The following is a 4,806-nucleotide window of genomic DNA, read 5'->3' as shown; positions in this document are numbered from 1 at the left end:
TGACAAACAACAAACCACACAAGAAACCCGAAGGTCTTTTTGTCGGTTGGTCTTGCCGCTAGATTCGGAAGCTCTTCGCTGTCCCTTGCGGCAACCTCTCCAGCTTATCCATCCGTTTTCCTTTTCGCAAACTGGCGTTCACGTCAGAGCGAAGCTCAGGAAGTGGATGGGGCTGTCGGCGGTACCGGGAAGGCGATTTCTCGCTTGTCCGTCCTTGCGGCGACTCGGAATACTTTACACAGACTCCGGCCACCGCGCAAAGCGGTAGCCGGAGCTGTGTTATAAGTGGCCTGGGTCACTCGTTTTCGACGCTGGCCGCACGACAAGCCTCGGTTCAGCCGCGAGTAACCAACGCGGAAACGCCTGACCCAGTGCAGTTCTCATTACTCTCGCAGCAGGTTCTTCCGCACCTTGCCCGTGGCAGTACGCGGCAACTCGTCACTGAAGGAGACGGTGTCCGGCACCTTGAACCCGCTCAAGCGTTCACGGACGTGCTCCCGCAGCTCGTCCTCGGTCACCGAGGACCCAGCCGAGCGCACCACGTGAGCCACCGGTCGCTCACCCCACTTCTCATGCGGGATGCCGATCACGGCCACGTCGATCACGTCCGGGTGGGAGTACAGGGCCTGCTCCACCTCGATGGAGGAGATGTTCTCGCCACCGGAAATGATGATGTCCTTGGCACGGTCGCGCAGCTGGATGTACCCGTTCGGGTGCATGACGCCCAGGTCACCGGTGTGGAACCAACCACCGAAGAAGGCCTTCTCCGTAGCTTCCGGGTCCTTGTAGTACCCGATCATCACGTTGTTTCCGCGCAGCACCACTTCACCCAGCGTCTCGCCGTCAGCGGGTACATCGTTCATTTCGGTGTCCACGATCCGTGCGGATTCCGTCTGCACCATGCCCACACCCTGACGTGACATCTGCTGAGCACGATCCTTCGGCGAAAGGTCCTTCCACGCCTCTTGCGGTTCGCAAATGGTGATGGGGCCGAAGACCTCAGTGAGCCCGTACACGTGCACGATGCCGAATCCGGCGTCCTCCAGGCGCTCGATGATGCTCGGCGCCGGCGGAGCTCCCGCGTGGTGATGCGGATGGGGTTATCGAGTGAGTGCGCTTCGTCTGCGTCCACGATGATCGAGCACACGGCCGGAGCGCCACACAAGTGCGTGATGCCCTGGTTGTCGAACGCGTCCCAGATCGCGTCCGGCCGCACAGCGCGCAAACACACGTGAGTACCGCCGGCCGCAGTCACCGCCCAGGTGGTGCACCAGCCGTTGCAGTGGAACATCGGCAGCGTCCATAGGTAGCGGGTCGCACCGTCGAAGCCGTTGTGGAACACCTCGCCCAGGCTGTTCAAGTACGCCCCGCGGTGCCCGTACAGCACACCCTTGGGCCGCCCGGTGGTCCCGGACGTGTAGTTCAACGTGATGGGCGAGTTCTCGTCCGCCACCTTGTAGCTCACGCCCCGTTCGCCCGACGACGACGCCGCGTCGCCCACTTCCAGAGGCTCCACATCGATGAACTCGTCGAACGTAGGGATCTCGCCGTACGAGTGGTCCCGCACCGGCTCGATACCGGCCTGCTCATCGGGCAGCTGGACCAGGGTGATGCCTTCCTTACCGTCAAGAGCAGAGATCACGGTGTCCAGTACAGAGGAGTCCGCGATGACCACACTGGCCTCGCTGTGGTCCAGGATGTAGTCGAGCTCGCGCGTGGACAGCCGCGGGTTCAACGGGACCAGGACAGCACCCGCGGCGGGGACCGCGTAGTGGGCCAGTAGTAGCGCCGGCAGATTGGGTGCAATCACGGCCACCGTGGGCAGGGACCGTGTCAGCTGTTCCGCACCCAGGTACTCCCCGCTCTCAGCCTCACCTTGTGCCGGGTCTTCATGGGAAGCTGCCGCACCGCCCGATCACCCGTGCCTGCAACGTCACCTGACGCCGCGGCGTCGTCATTCGAAGCGGAAGCCGACGGAAGGTGCGGCAGCAGCGCGGTGGCGAACCGCCGAACGTCTCGCTCGAACTCCTGGTACGTCCACGATTGGTTGCCGTAGACAATGGCTTCTCGCTGGGGAAAGACTTCCGCGCTGCGCTCGATGAAGCGCAACGGGGACAGGGGCTGTGCGTTCGCGTACATGGGTGCTCCTGTAAGTGGGGCTTAGTTGTAGGCCGAGAAACCGGTGATGGACTTGCCGATGATGAGCGCCTGGACCGTTTCGGTGCCCTCGTAGGTGTGCAGGGCTTCGACATCCGCAAAGTGACGCGCAACACGATTTTCCACCAGGATGCCGTTGCCACCCAAAAGGTCGCGCGCGTTGGCTGCAACACGACGGGCGGTGCGGGTCGCGGTGTACTTGGCCAGCGAAGCCTCGGGCCCGGTGAGGGTTCCCGCTTCTTCCTTGCGGGCCATGGCCATCACGAGCGTCTGCATGGAGGTCAGCTCGCTGAGCATGCGCGCCAGGCGCTCCTGGACGATCTGCGACGCGCCCAACGGCCGGCCGAACTGCTCACGCTGCGCCGCGTACTGCACCGCGGTTTCATAGCAGGCCACGGCCTGGCCCACAGCGGCCCAGGCCACCCCAATACGCGTTGCGAACAGCACGGAAGCGGTATCGCGGAAGGAACCGGCGCCCGGCAACACGTTCTCGGTGGGAACGAATACGTTCTCCATGCGGATATGAGCCTGGTGGATGGCGCGCAGGGCCAGCTTGCCGCGAATGGTTGTGCCGCTGTAACCCTCGGACTCCTGCGGAACCACGAAACCCTGCACCGCATTGGTGACGTCGTTGCGGGCCCACACCACGGTGATGCCGCCCATCGAGCCGTTGCCGATCCACTTCTTCTCACCGTTGAGGATGAAACCGCCCTCAACGGGGGTGGCGCGGGTTTCCAGGCCGATCGAGTCGGAGCCGTGGGTGGGCTCGGTCAGAGCGAAGGAACCCAGCAGTTTGCCGGAGGCCATGTCGGGCAGCCAGCGCTCCCGCTGCTCATCGTTGCCGCACATGGCGATCGAGCGCATGGCCAACCCGCCCTGCACGCCACTCACCGTGGAGATGGAGCCATCACCGCGCGAGAGTTCCATGGCCACCAGACCGGCCGCCATCTTGGACATGGGCGCGTAACCGGTCACGCTCACACCGTCGCGCAAGAGATCCAGTTCGCCCATGCGCGCCACCAGGTCCAGCGGGTATTCACCGCGATCCCAGTACTCATGGATCACGCCCAGCAGCTCGTCCTGCACGAACGCGCGGGCGCGCATCCAGTGGGCGCGGTCCTCGTCGGTGACGTCCGCATAGACACCGGCGGCATCCGTGTCGAGCACGTCATTGAGTGAGTATTCGGGTTCGACCGTGCCCTGTGGGAACAGGTCCTGATCGGTGGTGGGCTGCTGCGACATGATGTGATCTCTTTCGTGAATTCTGAATGGTTCTCGGTGGGGTGAGTCAGTTCTGGGCCGCGTCGAAGCGCTGTCCGCGCACGCGCTCGGAAGCGCCGCAACGATCCAGGTACGGGGTGATGCCGCCCAGGTGGAACGGGTAGTTGGCGCCCAGGATCATGCACAGGTCCACGTCCCGCGCGGAGGCCACCACGCCCTCGTCGAGCATGTGCCCGATCTCGTCCGCGAGCGCGTCCTGGACGCGCGTGAGCAGCTGGCCGTTGGCGCCGTCGTCCCCCGCCGACGACGCCGCTCGCTCACCTTGCGTGCGTTCCCTGGCCTGCTCGGCCTGCGGGGTGAGGTAGGTGTCGGATTCTTCGCCGCGCTTGGGGAGCACGTTGGTGAGGCCCGCTTCGGCCACGGCGTCCAGCCACGGGGACAGGGTGAAGCGGTCGGGGTAGGCATCGTGCATCGTGTGGGTGATGTGCACGAGTACCGCGGGGCCCACGAAGTCCAGCAGCTGGAGCGGTGCCATGGGGAGACCCATGGGAGCCAGTGCCTGGTCCACGGTCTTGGGGTCGCCGCCGGCGTCGATGGCGCGGCCGATCTCGTCGTACATGCGGGTCAGCACGCGGTTGACCACGAAGCTCGGGGCGTCCTTGACGAGTACGGCGATCCGGCGCAGTTTGGCCGCGAGGTCGAAGGCGGTGGCCAGGGTGGAATCATCGGTGGATTCTGCGGCCACGATCTCGAGCAACGGGGTGACCTCCACCGGGTTGAACACGTGGAAACCCACGAGCCGTTCGGGGTGCTTCAGGTCTTCACCCATCGCGGTGACGGACAGGGAGGAGGTGTTGGTGGCCAGGATCGCGTCATCGCGCAGCACCGGCTCCCACTGGGCGAAGACCTTCTTCTTGACCTCGAGTTCTTCGAACACTGCCTCGATCACGAAGTCCGCGTCCGCCAGGTCCTCCGGCGATTCCGCGCCGGTGATCAGGGAGCCCAACTTCTCGGCTTGCTCGGGGCTCATGCGGCCCTTCTCGGCCTGGGCCGTGAAGCGGTCACGAGTGCGCTGCACGCCGGTGGCCAGGCGCTCGTCGTCCAGGTCGGTCATCACCACGGGAATCTGGGCGCCTGAGCGATCAAGCTCGCGAGCTGGCCCGCCATCAGACCGGCACCGATGACCGCGGCCTTGCGAATGGGGCGCACGGGGGCGTCCGGCACGTTGGCGGCCTCGCGGCGTCGGGCGGTGACCAGCTCGAACGCGTAGAGGGAGGCCTTGGCGGCGTCGCTCTGGACCACTGTGGAGAACAGCTGGACCGCGGCGGCCGCGTTGGCGTGTCGGGAATCCGTACGAGCGCGGCCGACCAGATCGATAGCCGCCACCGGACCGGGGGCGGCACCGTGCCACGCGCGCTCGGCCTTCGC

Annotated in this window: 4 protein-coding genes and 2 pseudogenes; all 6 read right to left on the bottom strand. The window is 65.2% G+C overall.

Annotated elements, in window-relative coordinates:
• Positions 1-383: 383 nt before the first annotated feature.
• Positions 384-1,022, bottom strand: coding sequence for an AMP-binding enzyme (locus YO9_RS20235; protein ID WP_262925721.1), 639 nt, complete (start codon positions 1,020-1,022; stop codon positions 384-386).
• 149 nt (positions 1,023-1,171) lie between these two features.
• A pseudogene (locus tag YO9_RS20230) lies at positions 1,172-1,810 on the bottom strand (AMP-binding protein); the annotation flags it as partial.
• A gap of 23 nt (positions 1,811-1,833) precedes the next feature.
• Positions 1,834-2,139 carry an AMP-binding protein gene (locus tag YO9_RS0115070; RefSeq protein WP_031273445.1) on the bottom strand — a complete coding sequence of 102 codons (306 nt, stop codon included), beginning with the start codon at positions 2,137-2,139 and terminating at the stop codon, positions 1,834-1,836.
• A gap of 21 nt (positions 2,140-2,160) precedes the next feature.
• The gene (locus YO9_RS0115065; protein WP_016998227.1) at positions 2,161-3,399 is read right to left on the bottom strand and encodes an acyl-CoA dehydrogenase family protein; all 1,239 of its coding nucleotides are present in this window, start codon (positions 3,397-3,399) and stop codon (positions 2,161-2,163) included.
• A gap of 46 nt (positions 3,400-3,445) precedes the next feature.
• Entirely contained in the window at positions 3,446-4,492 is a 1,047-nt protein-coding gene (locus tag YO9_RS0115060) for a 3-hydroxyacyl-CoA dehydrogenase family protein (RefSeq protein WP_262925722.1), read from the bottom strand.
• Positions 4,492-4,806 (bottom strand): annotated as a pseudogene (locus tag YO9_RS19155) (3-hydroxyacyl-CoA dehydrogenase NAD-binding domain-containing protein); the annotation flags it as partial. The pseudogene YO9_RS19155 and the gene YO9_RS0115060, both read right to left, overlap by 1 nt.

Source organism: Kocuria atrinae C3-8 (assembly GCF_000286355.1).
GTDB lineage: Bacteria > Actinomycetota > Actinomycetes > Actinomycetales > Micrococcaceae > Kocuria > Kocuria atrinae_A.
This window is presented reverse-complemented; position numbering and strand designations above follow the sequence as displayed.

Bases quoted from the DNA above. Each gene is read 5' to 3' on its own strand.
- YO9_RS0115070 (WP_031273445.1), bottom strand. From the start codon at position 2,139: ATGTACGCGAACGCACAGCCCCTGTCCCCGTTGCGCTTCATCGAGCGC.
- YO9_RS0115065 (WP_016998227.1), bottom strand. From the start codon at position 3,399: ATGTCGCAGCAGCCCACCACCGATCAGGACCTGTTCCCACAGGGCACG.
- YO9_RS0115060 (WP_262925722.1), bottom strand. From the start codon at position 4,492: ATGACCGACCTGGACGACGAGCGCCTGGCCACCGGCGTGCAGCGCACT.